A 21,029-nucleotide genomic window follows, 5' to 3' on the forward strand; every position below is an offset into this window, starting at 1 on the left:
CTGATCGATTGAATGGAGCTCTCTTCCCCCATCTATGGGCAAAAGAAAAACCTCCATGCCACCGCAGACATAGAGGGAATCGTTGTGTACATACACACATCATCCTCGGCAGGTTGATTAAGGCATGCGCCCCCTGCTGTCTTCGGCATCAATGTAATTGATATTCTTAACCTGGTCGATTATAACAATCATATCCGACCAGGTCAAGAATAATTTTTATTTCTTCTAAACATCGATAGCGTTCACTACTGATGTCTAGCGTCCCAAGCCCCGACCCCGCACGAAAAAAGATAAATCAGCCCATTGCGCAGTATGCTCATTCAGGGCATGATTTCCTATTTTTCGCGGGGCCGAAGCGGGCTTGTTCCGCTTTTCTTTTTAATTATCCAACAACGGTGCTGGGGCTTACTTTAACTCCTGGTCCAAACGTGCTGGAAACAGCAACGTTCTTCATGTAAACACCTTTTGCGCTTGCTGGTTTAGCAGTCATCAACACGTTGTGCAACGCTGCCCAGTTTTCACGCAATTTTTGTTCGTCAAATGATACTTTACCAATCGGAACATGAACGTTACCGGCTTTGTCCACACGGTAAGTTACTTGTCCAGCTTTGATGTCGTTGACAGCTTTTGTCACGTCCATCGTTACTGTACCTGTTTTAGGGTTTGGCATCAAGCCTTTAGGTCCCAAAACGCGTCCCAAACGGCCGACTTCAGCCATCATGTCTGGTGTAGCAACAACAACGTCAAAGTCGAACCATCCGCCTTGAACGCGTTCGATCAAGTCAGTGTCTCCAACGAAGTCTGCGCCAGCTTCTTCAGCTTCGCGTGCTTTTTCACCACGGGCAAACACAACAACAGTTTGTGTTTTACCTGTACCATGCGGCAATACCATTGCGCCACGGATTTGTTGGTCCGCTTTTTTAGGGTCAACGCCCAAACGGTAAGCCACTTCAACTGTCGCGTCAAAGTTGGAGTAGTCCAATTCTTTAACGAGAGCAATTGCTTCAGCAGCATCATATTCTTTATGTCTGTCCACTTTTGCTAAAGCGTCCAAATACTTTTTGCTTCTCTTTGCCATATTAGTTTTCCTCCTTATGTGGTATTAACGGTTATACCTCCCACTGCTCCTTAAGCGGCAAACTTCAGGAGCTGTGCAGAAGCATGTGCGATTAGTCTGTTACGTTGAAGCCCATGCTTCGTGCTGTACCTTCGACCATTCTCATTGCAGCTTCAACGTCTGCTGCGTTAAGATCTTGCATTTTTGTTTCAGCAATTTCTCTTACTTGGTCACGAGTAACAGTCGCTACTTTGTTCTTGTTTGGTTCGCCTGAACCAGATTCTACTCCTGCAGCTTTTTTCAACAAAACTGGAGCTGGTGGAGTTTTAGTGATGAATGTGAAGGAACGGTCTTCATATACTGAAATAACGACCGGAATGATCATTCCCGCTTGGTCAGCTGTACGAGCATTGAATTCTTTACAGAATCCCATAATGTTGATTTGAGCTTGACCCAAAGCTGGTCCAACTGGTGGAGCTGGAGTTGCTTTGCCTGCAGGAATTTGCAGTTTCACGACATTAACTACTTTCTTTGCCACGAGACATACCTCCTTGATGAGTCCGTGAGTGGTTGAATGGGGCTAGTATTTCCCCTCCCACTTTGTTTCATACGCCTATAAACGTACCGAGTTAATATAACACCTTACCCAACAAATTGCAAGTGTTTTTTATTTTTTCTTCAATTTATGTTTCCAACTCTTTTACTCAACCATTCCTTTGGCTTCTTTTCTTCGGCGGAGGGAGCGTTTGACCGCTTTGGCCACCGCGTAAAAGACAAAGGCCAAGATGCTGTAGAGGGCGAACAAGATGAAAAAGCCGGTGATTCCAGCCGCTCCCATGGCTAAAATGCTTGTCCCTTGCTCCGCTGCCACATCGTCCAGACCGGTGGCCAACACTGCGCCGCTGACGAACACCAACGTTCCCAACAGCGCAAGGACAGTATCTCCAAATGGCAGTTTCCGAAACAACTTAATAAAAATATAAGCCACCAAAAAGAAACCCATTCCCAACAGTCCGATGGTCCAAAAATGAACTTCCCGTCCCGGCATGACGCCTTCCAGCAGCTGCGTCAATCCCTCGAGGATGCGGTTGATGCTTTCCACTGCCGCCCATAATAATTGTTCCATTCGCTCATCGCCTTTCTTTATAAGGACTTGTTTATTCGCTTTTTTATGTACTCCTTCCGGTTTCCTCCACTGGCGTTTCACAGCCTTTTTAACTATCATAATCATAAGATAGAATGGATGAAGAGAATTTTTTCGCCGCCTTAAACCAACATTCAGCGACTTCTGAAAGGAGTTTTGTGATGTGCTTGATTGTGTTTCAATATAAAACGCACCCCGACTACCCTCTTGTCCTGGTCGCCAATCGGGATGAGCGCCACGACCGTCCCAGCTTGCCGATTCATTTTTGGAAAGACGCCCCTGACATCCTGGCGGGACGCGATTTGGAAAGGTTGGGCGGCTGGTTGGGTATTTCCCGCTCAGGGCGGCTCGCTGTACTGACGAACCACCCTTTCACCGACTGGCAGACCGATCTCAACAGTCTCTCAAGAGGAGAGCTGGTGCGCGAGTTTCTTTCCCGCTCCGATTCCCCGGCGCATTACGCTTTGACGTTGAAAGATACACGGAAGCACTACGACGGATACCGGCTGCTCTTCGGCGATTTGGATCACCTGTACTTGTATTCAAACGTCCCGGGAACGTGCGAACATTTTCCGGCCGGGCTTCACAGCGTTAGCAATACCGAGGACGATGTCTCATACCATAGGAGAGAACGGGGAGAAATGCTTGTCCAGGACTACTTGGACCATCACTCCACGCTCCAACCAGAAGAGCTGATCCGGCTGTTTCAAGACACCGCTCCGGCTCCTGTCCTTTCCACTTTTCCAAAAGGTGTGCCGGTGGAAGAAGCCAAGCGGTTCTCCTCCATATTTGTCGCAGGAGGGGAATTCGGCACAGTTGCCACCACCGTTATCCTGGTGGACAAACAAGGTCATGTTAACGTGACGGAGCAACGCTACGGAAAAGAAGGGCCGTTGGAGCTGACCAAGCAGTCCTTCCGTTTAGAAAAATGACTCTGCTCGCAAAAATCGCCGTTCTCTTGGAAGAACGGCGATTTTTTGTATGCAGGCTAAATTTAGTCCAACTTGCTGATTTGGTCGTATTCCAATTCCGCGGTCGTTTCACGGCCGAACATTTCCACAAGAACTTTGACTTTCCCTTTTTCCGGTTCCGTCTCCGTGATGGTTCCTTCCATGCCGCTGAAGGCTCCTTCGTTGATGGTGACGCGTTCGCCGAGTTCCACATCCATGTCGCGGTGACGTGGGTTGATGCCTTCGCTGCGGAGCAAGTGATCCACTTCTTCAGGCAACAGGGGAGCCGGTTTGCTTCCAGCGCCATGAGAGCCGACAAATCCGGTGACTCCAGGAGTGTTCCGGACGATGTACCATGCTTCATCCGACATGATCATTTCCACCAAGACATATCCGGGGAATGTTTTTTCCATCTTCACTTTTTCTTTGCCGTCTTTCACTTCGGTTTTTTCTTGTTCAGGCACGATGACGCGGAAGATGTTTTCTTCCATGCCCATGCTGGCTGCACGCAACTCGATGTTTTGTTTGACTTTGTTTTCATACCCTGAGTACGTGTGCAATACGTACCATTGTTTTTGACTTTCGATTTGTTCCATGTTGTTTGGTCTCCCCTTAAATTGGCTTTTTCATTCTGTATGAAGGCAGAACGCAACCCTTTATAAACTAACAAAAAAACCTTCTTTAGTTGCATCCAGAAGGTTTCAGCGTCTGTCGTTTGATTTCTCCGTCATTATAGCACGGATACCCATCGTTTTAAAATGAATTCCTGGTCGATTGTCTTATCCCAACAAACTCAAGATGGACGTGATGGCTGTGTCCACTCCAAGGAAAAATGCCGCAAAAATGGCCACCACTGTGACAACCGTAAAGGTATTTTTGCGCAAGTCCTTTTTGCTCGGCCAGTCGACCGCCTGCATTTCTTGTTTTACTTCACTGAAAAAAGTTGAAATTTTGCCCATTTCGATCCTCCTCACAACACATTCATTCATGTGTTCCGGTTATTTCGTTTGACGATGAAGGGTGTGTTTGTTGCAGTACTTACAAAACTTTTTGACTTCTAGTCTTTCTGTGCGCGGCTGTGCGCTGACGGGTTTGGTGTAGTTACGGGATCCGCATACGCTGCACGCAAGAGCTGTTTTTTTCGTTGCCATGTCTTTCCTCACTTCTTTTCCAGTCTCGTTCACGCTAAATGTACCATTCCGAATTTTTTCTGTCAATTTTATTTGGAAACAGGAAGGGAATGTTCATTTTTTAGGCACAAAAAAAGACTCCTCGAAAAAGGAGTCTTGCGCGGCAGGTGAATCATGCAGCGGTCTAAATGCTCACAAATTCACTAATGCGTATATAAAAACAGGAGCTTTCGATGCTTTACCGCCCCTATCACATCGCATTTCCTATTACAAACGCTTCCAACAGCACTCAAAAAAATAGCGTTCAATCAATGTATTTCCGCATCTTTCGTCTGCATCTCTCCCAAGCGTTTTTGACCCGGGCTTCCGTTTCACCCAAACGCTGGGCAATCTCTTCGAACGATTGCTTGTCCATATGCGCCTGGAATACTTCCCTTTCAAAAGCGGACAAAGCCTCTGGAAAACCTTTCAACTGGTCATCCAGAATTATGTAGTCTAATGGAGCGTCTTTCTCTGCAACACGGTACTCAAAAGGATATGCATCCCCATTTTCCATCATACTGTCCAAAGATGCGGCCTGTCTTTCGCTTTTTCTTTTCTCAGCCTGGTTTTTTCGGACCAAACTCAGCAGGTGATTTTGCAGTGACAACTTGAAAAACACACCCAGCGTGACTCCTTTATCCTTCTCGTAACTGTGTACGATACGATGAAATACGAATCGGGATTCTTGCCAAAGATCTTCACTGTCAAATCCATGTACAGAAAATTCTCGGACCATTTTTGCAATCAACGGACTATACCTTTCTAGAAGCACTTCAAATGGGTCCTGATTGAGATGTTGGATGAGATACACCAGTTGTTCATCCGAGAATTGAATGAATTCATCTCTTTCTTTTGCCAATTATGCCACCTCCAGTAATATAAAGATGGGGTACTTCTTCGTGTTGTCTGTTTGTCTCACTCCTTTCCGTATATAGAAATTATATATTTTTTATATAATTTCTCCACCTCTAATCATACACAATTCTTTTGTATTATGCATCCCTTTTTGAATAAAACCTGTGTAGCCGCAAGGCGAGCGCAGCCAGCTTCTCTCTCCAGACAAAAAAAGCTGCCTTTTATTGGCAGCTTTCCTTATTCAGAAAAAATCATACAATTCCGGTGCGGTGTCGTGCAGCAACTCTTGGAAATCTTCCGCGGTCTGTGTGTCTGTCCGCAGACGTCCTTGGAACTGAAGCTCTTGGGCCGTACGCGTCCCCATCAACAGCTGGGTCCACGTTTGGATATCGGCCTCCAGGCGGGGAGTAGTTGTCTGACTGTCGGTTTTTGAAATGGTCCGCTTGGTTTCGCTCATCTCCAAGCGGTACGTTCCGTTGTTCCATTCAGCCGACTCATCATCCACCACACTCAACTCGAACGCCTGCTTTCCGGCAAATTTGAACGGGTAGGCATTCAAGAATGCCTCCATGTCGACAATCCGAGCCATCATGCCGGGCACCAGTTTTTGTTCCACTTCCATCTCCGGGAACAAGTGGGTTAACCGGTTGGAGATTCCCGTTTTGTATTTAAAGTGGTCGAATTGCGGGCCGTGGGAGGCGATAAACTGCCACAAAGCCCGTTCCGCCTGTCCCGAAAGAGCAACCAGTTCATTCATCACGAACACATACGGACGGGGGGATTGGAAACGATAAATGGCGTAGCCTTCTGCTTTTCCTTTTTCGTCCACACACAAGGCTACATGCAAGTCGTCATGCCAGCGTTTTTTCTCTTCCCATGCCCAGTCTTCCCGGTTCACAGGGCCGATACGCTGCTGGTACTTCTGTGTGTACAACCTCTTCAACGTCTCTTTTTCGTCTTCCCAACGAACCCGGCGGACGGTGCGGTCGCCTGTATCCAATGCTTGAAAATCCGACGGGCTGATTTTGTAGGTTCGCTCTTCAAATGTCAACTCGTAGCCAAATTTCCGGTAAAACGACTGGGAAAAAGGAGACAGGTAAGACACCAGCATCTGTTGGTCTTTCATGTAGCGGAACGATTCTTTCATCAGCGCCCGGACATTCCCTTGGCCTCGGGCTTCCGGGTAACTGGCCACGTCGCCGATGCCGCCCATCCCGATGGTTTTCCCGTACAAAAAGACCTTGTGCGGGCGGATCAACAACGCCGATTGGAGAGCACCTTCTTCTGAGAATGCGCCCAGCCCCACAGCGTGCGCCCATACTTTCTGAGCTTTTTCCCGACGCCTTTCGTCCACTACAGCATGAAAGGCATAGCCTTCTAATTCCAAAAATGCTTCAAAATCTGAGGAAGCCAACGTTCTGATTTCCATAGTGCACCTACCCCTTCTTCTTGGCATTTGTCTTATGCAGGCAATTAATCCTTCTGATTCACCATCTCTTGATACAGTTGTTTCAAGCGATCAACGTCTTCCGGCTTCAATGCGGAACGGCGCCGGGATCCCTGCATGTTGTACATGCGTGTATCCAGTTCGATGTTCTTTTTGGCGCGCTGGACGTCTTTGTATAATTCATTGGCGGATTTGCGGTTGGCGCCTTTTTGGAAAATCATCCATTGTTCCGCCAGGTCGCTGGTGGCCACATACACGTTGGCGATCAGCAAGTTTTCTTCGCCCACCACCCGTTCGATGTACGTGTCCGCCGTTTCCTCTTCTTTGGTGAATACGACCGTTAGATTGTACCGGTCGTACTGCTGCTGGATGCCGGGAACAAGCTGGGCGTCAAAGACAACCTTGACTTCGATTCCATCGTACTTGGCGTAGTTGCTCAATTCGTGCAGCAGTCGATCGCGGGCATCCGCCAGCTTGTCTTGGTTTTTCAGCTTCACCAATTCCGGCCATGCGCCGATCATGTTGTAGCCGTCCACATACAATATCTCTTTCTTCATCAAGGCCGTCTTCCCCCTTCCTGTCCTGACTTCCTCTCATTTCGGTTAGTTCAATGGGTTCCGTTGGCGGTACCCTTCGTACATCAACAAAGCTGCCGCGACACTCGCGTTCAAGCTTTGGACGTGTCCGGTCATCGGGATGGTGACCATGCCGTCCATCTGCTCTTTCACCAATCGGGACAGCCCTTTTCCTTCGTTTCCGATCACCAATCCAATGGAGCCTTCCGCTTTCCATTCCCGGTAATCCTGCCCTTTCATATCCGTCCCAAAGAACCACATGCCGAGGTCTTTCAATTCCTGGATGGTCTGCACCAAGTTCGTCACACGTGCGACCGGTACGTGTTCAATCGCTCCGGTCGATGCTTTGGCGACTGTTGCTGTCAATCCGACTGCCCGGCGTTTCGGGATGATGATGCCGTGTACGCCTGTCGCATCGGCTGTACGGAGGATGGAGCCCAAGTTGTGCGGGTCTTCCACACCGTCCAACAGTACGAAGAACGGCGCTTCTCCGCGTTCTTCCGCAGCTTGGAACAGGTCATCGATGGTCGCATAATCCATCGCGGAAGCAGCAACCACCACTCCCTGGTGGTTGGCACCGTCCACCAATTGATCCAATTTGGTTTTCGGTACAAACGACAGCTGGATGCGCCGGTCTTTGGTCAATTGAACAACTTCGTCAATCTTCGTTCCCGACAAACCGTCTTGGATAAACACTTTGTTGATGTCCCGTTCGGACTTCAATGTTTCAATTGCCGGATTGCGGCCTGCGATTAAATCGCCGTCTGCAGGAGTTTCCGGTGTTTCTCTTGGCTGTTTGGGTCTTCTTTTTTGCGGTCTTTTGTTGCGCGGCGGCTTGTTGTTTCGTTTACGTTCAGACATGGGTGTCCTCCTCCACTTTCTTGATGCACCATTGGGTCAATTCATTGAAGCGGTCATGGTGGTTTTGCATGTACAAATACCCCATCAACGTTTCAAATCCTGTAGAAGCGCGGTACGTTGCCACATCGGCGTTTTTGGCCGTCGTATGGCTTTTGGCGTTCCGGCCCCGTTTGAACATCGCGAGTTCTTCTTCGGTCAACACATTTTCTTCCATCATCGCCGTGATCAAGCGGTTTTGCGCTTTGGCCGACACAAACTGCGTGGCCCGGCGGTGCAGTTCGTTGGGGCGGGTCTGGCCGCTTTCCAATAAATGTTTCCGGATGACCAGTTCATACGCCGCATCGCCGACATACGCCAACGCCAATCCGTTCAACAGACTCCAATCTTCTTGCTTGCTCACTCAACCTCTCCTCTTCTCCATCGGACGCCTTGAGGAGTATCCTCCAATAAGATGCCTTGTTCTTTCAATTGGTCCCGAATTGCATCCGCTCTTTGGAAGTCGCGGTCTTTACGGGCTTGGTTGCGTTCTTCAATCAACGCTTCCACTTCTTCATCCAAGAGCTCTTCTTGCTGCGTCAAGACGATGCCAAAGATGCTGACCAATTCCTGGAAATCAGCCGTCATGTTCTCCAACACGACTTGGGATACTTCCGCTCGTTCGCTGTATACGTTGATTTTTTTCGCCATATCGTAAACGACGGTGATGCCGTTTGCGGCGTTGAAGTCGTCATCCATCTTTTCGACAAAGAGGGTTTTCAACTCGTCCCAGTCCGTCAGTTCTTCCGCATCATCCGCCAATGCGTCCTTGGCGTCTTCCAAACGGTACAATGCGTTTTGGTACGCGGTCCGCAGACGGGAAAGATTGGTCGCCGCTTCTTGCAGCGCGTCTTCCGTGTAGTTGATCGGCCGGCGGTAATGGGCCGTGGACATGAAGAAACGGATGACTTGCGGGTCGACCTGTTCAATCAGCTCATGCACCAAAACCACGTTGCCGATGGATTTGCTCATTTTTTCATCGTCCATCGTCACAAATCCGTTGTGCAACCAATACCGTGCAAACGGATGCCCGGTTTTCGCTTCCGACTGGGCGATTTCGTTCTCATGATGCGGGAAGGTCAAATCTTGTCCGCCGGCATGGATATCGATGGTCTCCCCCAAATATTTGGTTGCCATCACGGAGCACTCGATGTGCCAACCCGGACGTCCCGCTCCCCATGGGGACTCCCAGCTGATTTCGTCCTCTTTCGCTTGCTTCCACAGCGCAAAATCCAATGGGTCTTCTTTTTTCTTGTTTTCTTCCTCTTCGAGACGGTTGCTGGCTCCGACAGCCAGCTCATCCAACGATATGCGGCTCAATTTGCCGTAGTCTTTGAACTTGCGCGTCCGGTAATACACGTCTCCGTCCGACTCATACGCGTACCCTTTTTCAATCAGTGCACCGATAAAGGCAATGATTTCCGGAATATTGTCCATGACGCGCGGGTGTTCGGTGGCTTTTCTCACTTCCAACGCTTCGGTATCGTGGAAATACGCGTCAATATACTTTTGAGCCACTTCCGGCGCCGCCACCCCGTGTTCTTTGGCGGTGCGGATGATTTTGTCGTCGACATCCGTGAAATTCGAGACATAATCCACTTCATAGCCGCGGTATTCAAAATACCGGCGGATGGTATCAAAAGCCACGGCACTGCGGGCATTTCCAATATGGATGTAATTATAGACAGTCGGGCCGCAGACGTACATTTTGACTTTTCCTTTTTCAAGCGGCTTGAACGGCTCTTTTTCACGGGTCAACGTATTATAGACCTGAATCATGTGTGGGTTCTCTCCTTTTCAATAACGGGGAATCCGTTCAATTTGTGGTGTTTTTTTCGTGAACATGTGCGATGGTTTTTCCATCCTTTTTCACTACTTTTGCGGGCACACCCACAGCAGTTGCATTGGGCGGAATGTCCTTTAAGACAACCGCGCCTGCTCCGATTTTGCTGTTGTCGCCGATGGTGATGTTCCCGATGATTTGGGCGTGGGCCGACAAGAGGACATTGTTTCCTACTGTCGGATGGCGTTTGCCCTTTTCTTTCCCGGTTCCGCCCAAGGTGACGCCATGGAATATCTGGACGTCGTCTCCGATTTCAGCCGTTTCGCCGATAACGATGCCCATGCCGTGGTCAATGAAAAACCGGCGGCCGATTTTGGCTCCGGGATGAATCTCCACCCCCGTCACAAAACGGGCAAAGGTGGACACCATGCGAGCAAGGAGCAGCAGGCGGCATTCATGCAGAAAATGGGCGACGCGATAGAGGACGACCGCCCAAAAAGTGGGATACGTCAAGACGATTTCTACGGTGCTTTGGGCGGCGGGATCATTTTTTTTAATTGTAGCGATCAATTCTTTCAACTATTTTCACCTCTTCATTCACTAAAGAGCCATCAGTTGAGCAAAAACTACGTAGAATATCAGCTTCCATTCGGTTCGTAAGTTAGTACAAAGTGTAGCCGATTCTCTCAAAAAACACAAAAAGCAGCATCCCGATAAAAAGACGCTGCTACGTGGTTCCACTTTTCTTTAAGAAACCAAAGCAGGTCCGTCCCCGCTTTGGTTCTTCTTGGCGCATCGTAACGGCTGCAGGCCGGAGAAGCTTACTTGTTTGTTTCAGCATCTCGACTCCAAGAGGCACTTCACCCAGTTCCTGCCGCCCGTTTCCACCTTTTCGGGCTCTCTGTGGACATTCCGTGGGTTACTTTCTCTTTTCTTCGTCATTTTTTATTGTTGAATCATGTTCAATGCGTTATCCAAGTGTTCCAAAGCTTTTTCGCGTCCCAACAATTCGATGGTGTCGTTCAATTGCGGGCCGTGCATTTGGCCGGAAACCGCCACACGGATCGGCATAAACAATTTCTTGCCTTTCACGCCGGTTTCTTTTTGGACAGCTTTAACCGCTTTTTGAATTTCAGCAGCTTCAAAAGGTTCCACTTGTTTCAATTGGGCCTTGAAAGCTTCCAACACTTGGGGATCCGTCTCACCTTGAAGCACTTCTTTCGCTTCTTCCGGCATGTCCATGTCTTCTTCGAAGAACAAGGCAGCCAATTTCACGATTTGAGCGGCATAGCTCATCTGCTCTTGGTACAAGCTGATGATTTTTTTGATGCGCTGTCTTTCTTCTTCGGACGGGTTTTCGCTCATGTAGCCGGCTTTCACCAAATGCGGAACAGCTTTCATGGTCAACTCATCCAAGTCCACATTCTTCATGTACTGATTGGCAATCCACTCGAGTTTCTTTGCATCAAACGCCGCTGGAGATTTTCCTAAGCGGCTGGCGTCGAAGATTTCGATTAATTCTTCACGGGAGAAGATTTCGTTTTCTCCAACAGGTGACCAACCCAACAAGGAGATGAAGTTGAACAACGCATCCGGTTGGTAACCCAATTCACGGTATTGTTCGATGAACTGCAAAATGGTTTCATCGCGTTTGCTCAGTTTTTTGCCGGTTTCAGAGTTGATGATTAAGGTCATGTGGCCGAATTGCGGCGGCTCCCATTCAAACGCTTCGTAAATCATCAACTGCTTCGGTGTGTTCGCGATATGGTCATCCCCGCGCAACACATGGGAAATTTCCATGTAGTGGTCGTCGACCGCTACCGCAAAGTTGTACGTCGGCATTCCGTCACGTTTTTGGATGACAAAGTCGCCGCCCACGCTTTCCGCTTCAAACGTGATGTGGCCTTTTACGATGTCTTCAAAGCTGTAGGTGTTTTCTTTTTGTACGCGGAAACGAATCACCGGCGTGATGCCTTCCGCTTCTTTCTCTTGGCGTTCTTTAGCGGTCAAGTTGGCACATTTTCCGCTGTAATGCGGCATTTCCCCGCGTGCACGTTGGGCTTCACGTTCCGCTTCCAATTCTTCTTCCGAGCAGTAGCATTTGTATGCGCGGTTGCTGGCCAACAATTGGTCGACTAACGGATCGTAAATGTCTTTCCGTTCGGATTGACGGTACGGTCCGTACTCTCCTGGTTTCTCCGGGCTCTCATCCCAGTCGATTCCAAGCCATTCCAAGTTTTCCAGCTGGCTTTTTTCGCCGCCTTCGATGTTCCGTTTTTGGTCGGTGTCTTCAATCCGGATGATGAAGTCGCCGCCATGGTTGCGTGCAAACAAGTAGTTGAACAACGCTGTACGTGCATTTCCGATATGCAGATGCCCTGTTGGACTCGGTGCGTAACGGACGCGAATTTTTTTAGTCATGAAATCTCCTCTTTCCTCTACCTTACTGAGTGTAGAAATATCCTGCGGTCACTCTCCAATGGAGGCGACAGCCTGAATTTCGCTGATGCAGACAAAAAAGTGACTGTTTCCTTGTCTGGGTTCATCGATTGTTCGGCGCAGTGGGTCACGCCGCATAATCTGTCACAATTAACGTACCACGTTTCAGCTGAAATTTCCATAACCTGAAACAAAGAAAAGCGGGATAAACCCGCTTTTCAAAAACTTTTCATTTCGGTTTCGGTGTTTCAGAAAGATGGGCAGCGGCATTTTTACCTTCCGCCTCTTTCCTCCAATATGCCTTCTGCGAAGACCAAGTCTTCCGGGGTGGTGATTTTGATGTTTTCATAACTGCCGGGAACTACCCGTACTTTTCTCCCCATGCGCTCCACCAATTCGCCTTCTTCATTCGCAAGGTATCCCTCTTTGCGCGCCTGCTCATGAGCTGCCAACAAAAGGGGTTTATGGAAGGCCTGCGGTGTCTGCACCTGCCAAATCTCCGGGCGCGGCAGAGTGGACTGGACGACGCCGTCCACAACTCGTTTGATGGTGTCTTTTGCAGGAACTGCCAACACCGCCGCCCCGGTCCCCGTCGCACAGGCGTTCAACTCGGAAATGTTTTCCTGTTTGATGAACGGGCGTGCTGCATCATGCACCATCACTAATCCCTGTTCCGGTTCCTGCAGCTGCTTCAGGCCTGCGTATACGCTGTCTTGCCGGTGCCGGCCTCCTGTCGTCAACGTCAGCGGGATTTCCCGTTTGGGCTTTAACCGCAGAAGGGTCCGTTCCACATACACGCGGTCCGCTTCTTGGATGACCAAGATGATGTGCCGGCAGTATGGGTCGGCTAAAAACACCTTGAGGGCGTGGGCAAAGATGGGCAGGCCGTCAAGCGGAAGCAGCACTTTGTTGTGCGCCGCCCCCATCCTTTCTCCCGAACCCGCCGCCAACACAATCGCTTCGTAGTCTGCTTTCACTGTCTTATTCCTTTTCTTTCAATTTTTTCGAGGAATGCACCGGACGGGCAAAGATCATTCGCCCTGCCGAAGTCTGCAACGCACTGGTGACGACCACGTCGATGGATTTGTTCATGTAATGTTGCCCATCTTCCACGACGACCATCGTGCCGTCATCCAAATACGCAACACCTTGGCTGCGTTCGGTTCCTTGCTTGATAATCATGACGTGCATCTCTTCTCCCGGAATCACCACCGGCTTGATGGCATTCGCCAAGTCATTCACGTTCAGGACCGGAACGTTTTGGAATTCACACACTTTGTTCAAGTTGTAATCGTTGGTGACCACCATTCCGTCCATCTTTTTAGCCAGAACAACCAGTTTTTCATCCACTTCGTCCGCTTCTTCCACATCGCCGTCGTACATTTCAACTGTCAACCCTTCTTCTTTTTGAAGAGAGTTCAGGATGTCCAATCCTCTTCTTCCGCGGACGCGCTTGATGCTGTCAGAAGAATCTGCAATGTGCTGCAGTTCCCGCAGCACGAAATTCGGAATGATCAACGAGCCTTCCAAAAAACCTGTTTGGACGATGTCGTATATCCGGCCGTCTATGATGACGCTGGTGTCCAAGATTTTGTTTCGCCGGAAATTGTCCTGCACTTTTCTTTCCAGCACGCCTCCATCCTCTTCTTTTGGGTTTCCCCGGCCGATGATCACCCGACGGATTTCCTCTCTGCGGCTTGTGGCCAGCCGGAAGCCCAAGTAAGCCAGCATAGCGGTCGTGATAATAGGCAGCACATCGCTGAATCCAGGAATTTGCAGTCCAACCAGAGATAAATTAATAAGCCAAGATAAAATGAGTCCAATAATCATTCCCAGACTGCCGAACAAAAGATACGATGCACTCAAATCACTTAAGAAGTTCTCCACTTTCACAATCGCCCGCTCCACGTAGTCTGTGGCGGGTACTGAAAGAAAATACAATACGATTGCGCCCAACACCATATTGGTGATCGGGTTGTTGATGATTCTTGGAACAGACGTGATTAACGCCCAGACATAAGGCAGAAAGTTGTAACCTAAACTGCCGCCTACAAGAACAAAGACAACTGTGACAAGGATTTTCGTCATCTTACCCCTCCTTTCAAGAGTTGTGCGATTGTCTATCCATTCATTTCCCAATAGAGTTTCCCTCCATTCCAGCCATTGACGGACTTTACCTGAAAGCCCGTCTAATAGCTTCGGAAATCGTTTCTACACCGATTATTTCAATACCTTCCGGATAATCCCAACCGCCCATGTTGTTTTTCGGGATGAAGGCACGTTTAAAGCCTAATTTCGCAGCCTCGCCCACTCGTTGGTCAATACGGCTGACACGGCGGATTTCACCGGTCAATCCCAGCTCACCGATAAAGCAGTCAGTCGGGCGTGTTCCTTTGTCCTGGTAACTGGATGCGATGCTCACAGCAATCGACAAGTCAATCGCTGGTTCATCCAATCGTACACCTCCGGAAGCTTTCAAGTAAGCATCTTGGTTTTGCAGCAACAAACCGGCTCTTTTTTCCAACACGGCCATGATCAACGATACACGGTTGTTATCCATCCCACTGGCGGTTCGGCGTGCATTTCCAAACACGGTTGGGGTGATGAGTGATTGAATTTCAACCAACACCGGACGTGTTCCTTCCATGGACACTACGACAGCCGATCCGGTCGCTCCTTCCAACCGCTCTTCCAGAAACAATTGGGAAGGGTTCACGACTTCTTGCAAACCGCCTGTCTGCATCTCGAATACGCCCATTTCGTTTGTGGAGCCGAACCGGTTTTTCACAGCCCGCAAAATCCGGAACGTGTGGTGCCGGTCGCCTTCAAAATACAACACCGTGTCCACCATGTGTTCCAACATCCGCGGACCGGCAATGGCTCCTTGCTTGGTAACGTGTCCGACGATAAAGATCGCGATGTTGTTCGATTTTGCAATTTTCATCAACTCCGCTGTTGTCTCCCGTACTTGCGAGACACTTCCAGCCGCACTGTCGATTTCGGGGTGCGTCATCGTCTGAATTGAGTCGATGATCACATAGTCCGCTTTCAGTTCATCAATCGCTTCACGGATGGCATCCATATCGGTTTCAGGGTAGATGTAAAAATCCGCATCCATCAAATCCAATCGTTCCGCCCGCATTTTCACCTGGCTCGTGCTCTCTTCTCCGCTGACATACAACACGGTCCCGCCGGTGTGGTGCAATTGAGCGGCGACTTGCAGCAGCAAAGTTGATTTCCCGATTCCCGGATCTCCACCAATCAAGACCAGCGAGCCCGGGACGACACCGCCTCCCAACACACGGTTGAATTCCCCGATCTGCGTCTTGACACGGTCTTCTTTTTCAACCGTGACATGACTGATGGTTTCGGGCTTCGCGCGTTTTCCTGTAAAGTTCGCTCGGGCGGAGGAGGCACTGTCTTTTTTGCTTGCTACTCGTTCTTCTGTCATCTGGTTCCAGCTGCCGCAGTTGGGGCATTTCCCCATCCATTTTGGGGATTCGTACCCGCATGCTTGGCAGACGAAAACTGTTGCTTTCTTTTTGGCCATCTCTCAGCCTCACTTTCTTATTGGTTCATATTCTCAGTATATCATATCCTCGGTTTTGTGAACCGTTTTCATTGCGCTTTTTCTCGGTTTTTGCAGACTACCTTCCGGAAGATCCAAACCCGCCAATCCGCTTTTGGACAGGAATCGTTTCGTCATCCACTGTCAAGTATTGCATGAAGATGCCTTGGCAGATTCGCTCTCCTTTTTTGATGAGCCGATCTTCCAACCCATAGTTGATAAGCTGGACAAAAATCTCGCCTTCATTGATGTCATTGCCATAGTAATCTGCATCAATGATTCCCACACTGTTAGGCAAAGCCAGTTGGTATTTCATCGGATTACTCGACCGGTTGGCCAGCATCAAATACTCCCCTTCCGGCATATAAGCCTTGATTCCAGTCGGCACCAATGTGGAGGCCAGGTGCTCCACGTTTTCTTCCTGGAACGGCAACGGCTCTCCTTCTTTCAGCTTCTCCGGTGTCAACCCGGTAAACAACGCCCGCCAGATGGACGGAACGATTGTATCCTCCGCCGCTTCGAAATCATACCCTGCAGATTTTTCCGTCGCCCGTTGCGGGAGTCGAACTCCCTTGTCTTTGTATTTGCTCACAATTTCAAATCCTCGTACTCTATCCATCTTTTTCTCCTTTTTCTATCTTGTTTTCAATAAATTCTTTCAAAACCACTGCATGGTTATGCGTAGTATCTTTGGCTCCATATACCAACGTCACCGGATGCATCTTCGCTTCTCGGACCACGTTCTCCATAAATTGAGGCGCCGCTTCGTTTTGCTCCAGTTCTTTCATGTATTCCTCTTTGAACCACTCAAACTTGCCACTGTCATGATTGAATTGCCTGCGCAAATCTGGTGATGGAGCGATGTCTTTCTCCCAGCTGTCCAACCGCAGTGCTTCTTTTTTTATCCCACGCGGCCATAAGCGGTCAACCAAAATCCTGTATCCGTCCGTTTCTTCCGGCTCCTCATACGCACGTTTTGTCTGCAGCATATAGACGGCTCCTTTCTTTATGGCTGTTCATTTATTGTACAATAATTCGTCTCTTCTTTCCGCCTCTTTCTCCATTCTCCCCTCTTCTAAAAAGCTTTCGTCATGTTGCACAAAAAAACAGCGGCAAATTTGTGCAGCCTACCATTTCAAAAAGAGAACGTTTCCAATAGAATAGAAAATAAGATAGCTCTTGCGTTACATTTGATATGATTAATTATACAAAGGAGACTGGATAAATATGGTAGACATTGCCTTGAACAACATTTATAAAAAGTACGACAACGCAGATGATTTTGCAGTGACAGATTTTGATATGAAGATCAAAGACCGGGAATTTATTGTCTTCGTCGGTCCTTCCGGGTGCGGAAAATCCACCACCTTGCGGATGATTGCCGGATTGGAAGAAATCACGGATGGAGAATTGTACATCGGAGACACCTTGATGAACGATGTGGCGCCGAAAGACCGCGACATCGCGATGGTGTTCCAGAACTACGCTTTGTATCCACATATGACTGTTTACGACAACATGGCATTCGGATTAAAGCTGCGCAAATACAAAAAAGATGAAATCAAGAGACGCGTGGAGAACGCAGGAGAGATTCTTGGGCTGTCCAACCTTCTTGACCGAAAACCAGCCGCTCTTTCCGGTGGTCAGCGTCAACGTGTTGCTTTAGGTCGGGCCATCGTCCGGGACGCCAAAGTCTTTTTGATGGACGAGCCGCTTTCCAACTTGGATGCGAAACTGCGTGTGGCGATGCGTGCAGAGATTGCGAAGTTGCACCAACGTTTGAACACCACTTCCATTTATGTAACGCACGACCAAACAGAAGCGATGACCATGGCGGATCGTATCGTCATCATGAAGGACGGCTTTATCCAACAAATCGGTACGCCGCAGGAAGTGTATGATTACCCAGCGAACACATTCGTCGGCGGGTTCATCGGGTCTCCGGCTATGAACTTCTTTGATGTGACGTTGGACGGAAGACATATCACCAACGGAAACGGACTCACAATTGAAATTCCTGAAGGCAAATTGAAAACGTTGCGTGAAAAAGGATACGGAGACAACTCCAAGTTGACCTTTGGTATTCGTCCGGAAGACATCCACAGTGAAAGCATTGCCTTGTCGACTTACCCAGGCAGCATTGTCAACGCCAAAGTGGTTGTTTCAGAGCTGCTGGGTGCGGAAACGATGCTGTACTCTCAAGTGGGTGATTTGGAATTCATCGCCCGCGTGGATGCACGTGACTACCACCGTCCAGGAGAAGAAATTCAGTTGGCTTTCGACATGAGCAAATCTCATTTCTTCGACCCGGAAACCACTGAAGTCATTCGTTAATGTAAAAAAACCATCCCCTTTTCCTCCCTGCTCAAGCAGGGAGGTTTCCCTGTTTAAACCGAAACAACCGGATTCCATCCAAAACACGGAATCCGGTCGTTTTTAGTTGGTGGGAACTTCTTTGATGACACGTGCTGGGTTTCCCGCAACCACCACATTGTCCCGGAAAGACTTTGTCACCACCGAACCTGCCGCGACCACCACGTTATCTCCTAACGTCACACCACCAATGATGGTCGCATTTCCACCGATCCAACAGTTGTTGCCGATTGTGATGGGGCGTGCGAATTCCATTCCGCCATTGCGCTCAACAGGGTGCAGCGGGTGCTCCGGTGTATACAAATTGACGTTCGGACCAAGCATCGCATTATCTCCAATCCGAATCGGACACACGTCCAGAAAGGTACAATCAAAGTTTGCATAAAACTTTTCGCCTACATGGATATTGTATCCGTAATCGACACGAATATTTGGCTCCACATGAATTTTTTCTCCGGTTGAACCAAAAAGCTCGCGGATCAATTGCTCCCGGTTGAGTCTTTTTTCAGGCTCATTGTACTCTTCTGCCAACGCATGCGCCCGTGCACGATCCTCCAGCAACTCCGGATCTTGCGGCCGGTACAATTTCCCCGCAATCATTTTCTCTTTTTCTGTTCCCATATTTTCTTCCTCCCGTTCCCCTTTATGATTTATCTCGTTTGTTCCGCCCCAATAAGAAGGCCCGAAAAGCCGTTTCTCCTGCATGAACCGCCAACGACTGCGTCTGTTCCATTGCTTTTTCCAAAGTCATAGGCTGGTTGATCAGATCAATGACCAAGTCGATGCCGTTGTTATAGACAGGCGTCAATTCCGTATCTGCGCTTCCCACCACCGCAATCACAGGAAGGCCGTACCGCTTGGCCCGTTTTGCAACACCGAACGGAGCTTTTCCTTGTATAGACTGCCGGTCCATCTTCCCCTCTCCCGTGATGACCAAATCAGCCGTTTTCATCACTTCATCTATGTTGATCAAGTCTAACACTTCTTCGATGCCCCGACGCATTTCTGCTCCGCAAAAAGCCATCAAGCCGAAAGCGAGACCGCCTGCTGCTCCGGCACCTGCCATTTCTGCCCAGTCATTCTGGAGCTGTGCTTGTGTTTTTTCCGCCAGACGCCGCAAACAGGCTTCCAACAGCTCTACCTCTTCTTCACCGGCCCCTTTTTGCGGACCAAAAACAGCCGAGGCTCCGTTTTCGCCTAGAAGCGGGTTGGAGACATCCGACAATACCCGGATGGAGGTGTGCCGCACCCGCTCATCCAGTTCTGCCATATCAATGGTGTGCAGGTGTTGCAACATGTCTGCCCCCAAACCGATGTCTTCTCCTGATTCGTCCAAAAAACGAACTCCCAGAGCTTGTGCCATCCCCACACCGCCGTCATTGGTGGCACTGCCTCCCAAACCGATGTAAATTTCCTCCACACCTTCTTCCAGAGCCGCTCGGATCAATTCCCCAGTTCCATATGTCGTTGCCTGCAAGGGTCGTTTTTTCCCCTTTTTTACCAAGTGCAGCCCCGATGCTTCCGCCATCTCAATAACAGCCAACCGTTCGTTTACAATCCCATACTTGGCAACAGTTTTTTCTTGATAAGGGCCGGTCACTTCCACTTCCTTGTATTCCCCCTCTAAAGCCGTCAGGAGCGCTTCGACGGTTCCTTCGCCGCCATCTGCAATCGGGTATTTATGAATCATGGTACGCTTATCTACTTTACGAATCCCCTTTTCAATAGAGGTTTCGATTTCCATTGAAGAAGCACTGCCTTTGAAAGAATCAACCGCCAGCACCACTTTAAAGTCTGACATCCTCCTTCTCCTTTCAATCTCATGCCTTGCTGCTGAGTCTTTTTCATCATATCAAAAAGAAGACTTTTTTACTCTTCAAAAGAATGCACTTTCAAAAATATTCCCTGTCCGAACCCTATAAGAGCACAGATTGCTTGCTTCCCTGAATCCCCTTTCCATGTTAAAGTAAGAGTAAGATTTAACGATCGCATAAGTTTAAGTTTCTTTTCTAAACTTCGTCGATTTAAGAGAGGAGGAAATACAGACTACCAGCTGTCTGTATGTACACAATGAAAATTGAAATCACCGAGCAAGCACAAAAATGGTTTGAAAACGAACTAGGTGTCGGAAATGGACTAGGTGTCCGATTCTTAGGAAAAGTATACGGGAAAACGGATGTTCATGAAGGGTTCTCGCTTGGCATTGAAGTGGCTGAACCTGAAGATCCCATCGCTCAAGTTACTTACAATGACATCACTTATTTTGCAGAAAAACAAGACGAATGGTTTTTCACTGAATACGATCTCAAAGTGACTTACAATGAAGAACGAAACGAACCGGTTTATCATTTCGTTGGGGATGAGAAATAACGGAAAACAATCGGGATATCAAAAAGGGTGTCGCCCTCTCTTAAAGAAGGACGACACCCTTTTATTGTTATTCTCTTTTTCTTTTAAAACAAAAAAAGAGAGCAGGACAAAATGCGTTTAGACCCGAACCATTGGAGCGAATAAGTGGAGCGAATAAGCGGATGAGGGGCGAAGTCCCTCGAGCATTATTCGTGAAGTGGACGTCGGGTCTGCATTTTGGAGCGCGTTTTCGCTATACTATTCGGAAACGCAAAAGAGGTCGGGACAATAGTCCCGACCTCTTTTCAACGTTAAATTGATACCGGTGGCCGGAGTCGAACCGGCACGTCCTCGCGGACACTGGATTTTGAGTCCAGCGCGTCTGCCTATTCCGCCACACCGGCATAATGAATAGGACTT

At 48.8% G+C, this 21,029-nt stretch carries 23 protein-coding genes, 1 tRNA gene, 1 pseudogene and 2 other annotated features; of the genes and pseudogenes, 3 read left to right on the forward strand and 22 right to left on the reverse strand.

Annotation, left to right across the window (positions count from 1 at the left end; genetic code table 11):
- Window positions 1–35 precede the first annotated feature (35 nt).
- Window positions 36–164, reverse strand: a sequence feature (ribosomal protein L10 leader region).
- 218 nt (window positions 165–382) lie between these two features.
- The 3 genes from rplA to G470_RS0101795 form a co-directional block, all read right to left on the reverse strand.
- On the reverse strand, window positions 383–1,078 hold the full coding sequence (gene rplA / locus G470_RS0101785) for a 50S ribosomal protein L1 (protein WP_028273336.1): 696 nt from the start codon (window positions 1,076–1,078) through the stop codon (window positions 383–385).
- Between the two features lie 91 nt (window positions 1,079–1,169).
- Window positions 1,170–1,595, reverse strand: coding sequence for a 50S ribosomal protein L11 (gene rplK / locus G470_RS0101790; RefSeq protein WP_028273337.1), 426 nt, complete (start codon window positions 1,593–1,595; stop codon window positions 1,170–1,172).
- 162 nt (window positions 1,596–1,757) lie between these two features.
- Window positions 1,758–2,183 (reverse strand): hypothetical protein, encoded by a 426-nt coding sequence (locus G470_RS0101795; RefSeq protein ID WP_028273338.1) that lies wholly within the window; start codon window positions 2,181–2,183, stop codon window positions 1,758–1,760.
- Window positions 2,184–2,362: 179 nt separating this feature from the next.
- On the opposite strand from G470_RS0101795, the gene G470_RS0101800 reads away from it, so the two are divergent.
- Complete coding sequence (locus tag G470_RS0101800; RefSeq protein WP_028273339.1) at window positions 2,363–3,133, forward strand: NRDE family protein; 771 nt, start codon at window positions 2,363–2,365, stop codon at window positions 3,131–3,133.
- Window positions 3,134–3,195: 62 nt separating this feature from the next.
- On the opposite strand, the gene nusG is transcribed toward G470_RS0101800, so the two are convergent.
- From nusG to G470_RS0101880, 16 genes are all read right to left on the reverse strand, one after another.
- A complete protein-coding gene (nusG, locus tag G470_RS0101805; protein WP_028273340.1) occupies window positions 3,196–3,747 on the reverse strand; it encodes a transcription termination/antitermination protein NusG in 552 nt (183 codons plus the stop codon).
- A gap of 183 nt (window positions 3,748–3,930) precedes the next feature.
- Window positions 3,931–4,110 (reverse strand): preprotein translocase subunit SecE, encoded by a 180-nt coding sequence (gene secE / locus G470_RS0101810; RefSeq protein WP_028273341.1) that lies wholly within the window; start codon window positions 4,108–4,110, stop codon window positions 3,931–3,933.
- A 39-nt stretch (window positions 4,111–4,149) separates the two neighbouring features.
- Entirely contained in the window at window positions 4,150–4,302 is a 153-nt protein-coding gene (gene rpmG / locus G470_RS13990) for a 50S ribosomal protein L33 (protein ID WP_084172031.1), read from the reverse strand.
- Between the two features lie 283 nt (window positions 4,303–4,585).
- Window positions 4,586–5,182: a sigma-70 family RNA polymerase sigma factor gene (locus tag G470_RS0101815; RefSeq protein ID WP_028273342.1), complete on the reverse strand. Its 597-nt coding sequence runs from the start codon at window positions 5,180–5,182 to the stop codon at window positions 4,586–4,588.
- 237 nt (window positions 5,183–5,419) lie between these two features.
- Window positions 5,420–6,607 carry a GNAT family N-acetyltransferase gene (locus G470_RS0101820; protein ID WP_028273343.1) on the reverse strand — a complete coding sequence of 396 codons (1,188 nt, stop codon included), beginning with the start codon at window positions 6,605–6,607 and terminating at the stop codon, window positions 5,420–5,422.
- 44 nt (window positions 6,608–6,651) lie between these two features.
- Window positions 6,652–7,182: an NYN domain-containing protein gene (locus tag G470_RS0101825; RefSeq protein WP_028273344.1), complete on the reverse strand. Its 531-nt coding sequence runs from the start codon at window positions 7,180–7,182 to the stop codon at window positions 6,652–6,654.
- Window positions 7,183–7,227: 45 nt separating this feature from the next.
- Window positions 7,228–8,061 carry a 23S rRNA (guanosine(2251)-2'-O)-methyltransferase RlmB gene (gene rlmB / locus G470_RS0101830; protein WP_084172033.1) on the reverse strand — a complete coding sequence of 278 codons (834 nt, stop codon included), beginning with the start codon at window positions 8,059–8,061 and terminating at the stop codon, window positions 7,228–7,230.
- Window positions 8,054–8,461 carry a Mini-ribonuclease 3 gene (locus G470_RS0101835; protein ID WP_028273346.1) on the reverse strand — a complete coding sequence of 136 codons (408 nt, stop codon included), beginning with the start codon at window positions 8,459–8,461 and terminating at the stop codon, window positions 8,054–8,056. Before G470_RS0101835 ends, rlmB begins: the two co-directional genes overlap by 8 nt.
- Window positions 8,458–9,876, reverse strand: a complete 1,419-nt coding sequence (gene cysS / locus G470_RS0101840; protein WP_028273347.1) for a cysteine--tRNA ligase — start codon at window positions 9,874–9,876, stop codon at window positions 8,458–8,460. Before cysS ends, G470_RS0101835 begins: the two co-directional genes overlap by 4 nt.
- A gap of 37 nt (window positions 9,877–9,913) precedes the next feature.
- The gene (gene epsC, locus G470_RS0101845; protein WP_028273348.1) at window positions 9,914–10,459 is read right to left on the reverse strand and encodes a serine O-acetyltransferase EpsC; all 546 of its coding nucleotides are present in this window, start codon (window positions 10,457–10,459) and stop codon (window positions 9,914–9,916) included.
- Between the two features lie 135 nt (window positions 10,460–10,594).
- Window positions 10,595–10,825 (reverse strand) — a binding site (T-box leader).
- Window positions 10,826–12,301 carry a glutamate--tRNA ligase gene (gltX, locus tag G470_RS0101850; RefSeq protein ID WP_028273349.1) on the reverse strand — a complete coding sequence of 492 codons (1,476 nt, stop codon included), beginning with the start codon at window positions 12,299–12,301 and terminating at the stop codon, window positions 10,826–10,828. It lies immediately after the preceding feature.
- A 290-nt stretch (window positions 12,302–12,591) separates the two neighbouring features.
- The gene (gene ispD / locus G470_RS0101860; protein WP_028273350.1) at window positions 12,592–13,296 is read right to left on the reverse strand and encodes a 2-C-methyl-D-erythritol 4-phosphate cytidylyltransferase; all 705 of its coding nucleotides are present in this window, start codon (window positions 13,294–13,296) and stop codon (window positions 12,592–12,594) included.
- Window positions 13,297–13,300: 4 nt separating this feature from the next.
- Entirely contained in the window at window positions 13,301–14,407 is a 1,107-nt protein-coding gene (locus tag G470_RS0101865; RefSeq protein WP_028273351.1) for a PIN/TRAM domain-containing protein, read from the reverse strand.
- Between the two features lie 85 nt (window positions 14,408–14,492).
- A complete protein-coding gene (gene radA / locus G470_RS0101870; protein WP_028273352.1) occupies window positions 14,493–15,869 on the reverse strand; it encodes a DNA repair protein RadA in 1,377 nt (458 codons plus the stop codon).
- Between the two features lie 97 nt (window positions 15,870–15,966).
- Window positions 15,967–16,506 (reverse strand): dCTP deaminase/dUTPase family protein, encoded by a 540-nt coding sequence (locus G470_RS0101875; RefSeq protein WP_028273353.1) that lies wholly within the window; start codon window positions 16,504–16,506, stop codon window positions 15,967–15,969.
- The gene (locus tag G470_RS0101880; RefSeq protein ID WP_028273354.1) at window positions 16,499–16,876 is read right to left on the reverse strand and encodes a DUF488 domain-containing protein; all 378 of its coding nucleotides are present in this window, start codon (window positions 16,874–16,876) and stop codon (window positions 16,499–16,501) included. The genes G470_RS0101875 and G470_RS0101880 overlap by 8 nt, the downstream gene beginning before the upstream one ends.
- A gap of 238 nt (window positions 16,877–17,114) precedes the next feature.
- Between G470_RS0101880 and G470_RS0101885 the strand changes: the two genes are divergently transcribed.
- Window positions 17,115–18,221, forward strand: a complete 1,107-nt coding sequence (locus G470_RS0101885; protein WP_028273355.1) for an ABC transporter ATP-binding protein — start codon at window positions 17,115–17,117, stop codon at window positions 18,219–18,221.
- 114 nt (window positions 18,222–18,335) lie between these two features.
- Here G470_RS0101885 and G470_RS0101890 read toward each other — a convergent pair.
- A pseudogene (locus G470_RS0101890) lies at window positions 18,336–18,881 on the reverse strand (sugar O-acetyltransferase); the annotation flags it as partial.
- Window positions 18,882–18,903: 22 nt separating this feature from the next.
- Entirely contained in the window at window positions 18,904–20,061 is a 1,158-nt protein-coding gene (locus G470_RS0101895) for a glycerate kinase (RefSeq protein ID WP_028273357.1), read from the reverse strand.
- A 269-nt stretch (window positions 20,062–20,330) separates the two neighbouring features.
- On the opposite strand from G470_RS0101895, the gene G470_RS0101900 reads away from it, so the two are divergent.
- Entirely contained in the window at window positions 20,331–20,630 is a 300-nt protein-coding gene (locus tag G470_RS0101900) for a HesB/YadR/YfhF family protein (protein WP_028273358.1), read from the forward strand.
- A 299-nt stretch (window positions 20,631–20,929) separates the two neighbouring features.
- Here the strand turns inward: G470_RS0101900 and G470_RS0101905 are convergent.
- A tRNA-Leu gene (locus G470_RS0101905) sits at window positions 20,930–21,013 on the reverse strand.
- Between the last annotated feature and the right edge of the window lie 16 nt (window positions 21,014–21,029).

The organism is Atopococcus tabaci DSM 17538 (assembly GCF_000429585.1).
Classification (GTDB): Bacteria; Bacillota; Bacilli; order Lactobacillales; family Carnobacteriaceae_A; genus Atopococcus; species Atopococcus tabaci.